Annotated in this window: 1 protein-coding gene; it reads left to right on the top strand. The window is 67.3% G+C overall.

Going from position 1 to position 1,055, the window contains the following annotated elements; all coding sequences use genetic code 11:
• Window positions 1-1,055: cadherin-like domain-containing protein (locus tag JI739_RS22130; RefSeq protein WP_201686192.1), on the top strand; the 1,055-nt coding region annotated here is incomplete at both ends.

The raw sequence follows: 1,055 nt of genomic DNA, 5'->3' as shown, positions 1-1,055 counted from the left end.
GACACGCCGACGTTCCGCCTGACCGGGGCCGATGCGGCGCTGTTTGCAATCAGCACCACGGGCGAACTGAGCTTTCTCGCCGCACCCGACTTCGAGAACCCCGCCGACGCGGACGGGGACAACGTGTATGAGGTCACGGTGGTCGCCGAGGACGGCCAGGGTGGCAGCGACCAGCAGGCGCTGTCGGTCACGGTGACGGATGCTGCGGAGAACCGGGCTCCGGTGATCACATCCTTGGCGGGGGCGGAGACGGCGAACGTGTCGGTGGCCGAGAACACGCAGGCCGTCACCTCGGTCACCGTGGACGACCCGGATGGGGACACGCCGACGTTCCGGCTGACTGGAGCCGATGCGGCGCTGTTCGCGATCAGCACCACGGGCGAGCTGAGCTTTCTCGCCGAACCCGACTTCGAGAACCCCGCCGACGCGGACGGGGACAACGTGTATGAGGTCACGGTGGTCGCCGAGGACGGCCAGGGTGGCAGCGATCAGCAGGCGCTGTCGGTCACGGTGACGGATGCTGCGGAGAATGCGGCCCCGGCTGCGATGGCGGACAGCTACATCGTCCAGGTGGATGCCACCGCGGTGATCGACGCGGCGCTCGGTGTGCTGGCCAACGACAGTGATTCGGATGGAGACAGCCTGTCCGCTGTCCTGGTCGCCGGCCCTGAATTCGGCAACCTCACGCTCAACAGCGACGGCAGCTTCACCTATGTGCCGAGGGCCGGCTATGTCGGCGCGGACTCCTTCCAGTACAAGCCTTCGGACGGTCAATTGGAAGGGGCGCCGGTGACGGTATCGATCACGGTCGCCCGGGCGTCGAACACGGGTCCGCTGAGCATTCTCACCACGGGGACTGACGTGATCGTGGGCGGGGACGAGGACTCGGAGATTCGAGCCACCACGCTGACCTTGACCACGGGGGATCGCCTCGATGCCGGCGGGGGCCAGGATGCGCTGCTGCTGTACGGAGCGGGGACCTTCAACCTGGGGGCGCTGGAATCTTTCAGCGGCGTCGAGCAGGTGCGCTTGATCAACGAAGCAGGCGGCGCCTC

This window comes from Ramlibacter aurantiacus, from assembly GCF_016722895.1.
In the GTDB taxonomy this organism is placed as follows: Bacteria; Pseudomonadota; Gammaproteobacteria; order Burkholderiales; family Burkholderiaceae_C; genus Ramlibacter; species Ramlibacter aurantiacus.
This window is presented reverse-complemented; position numbering and strand designations above follow the sequence as displayed.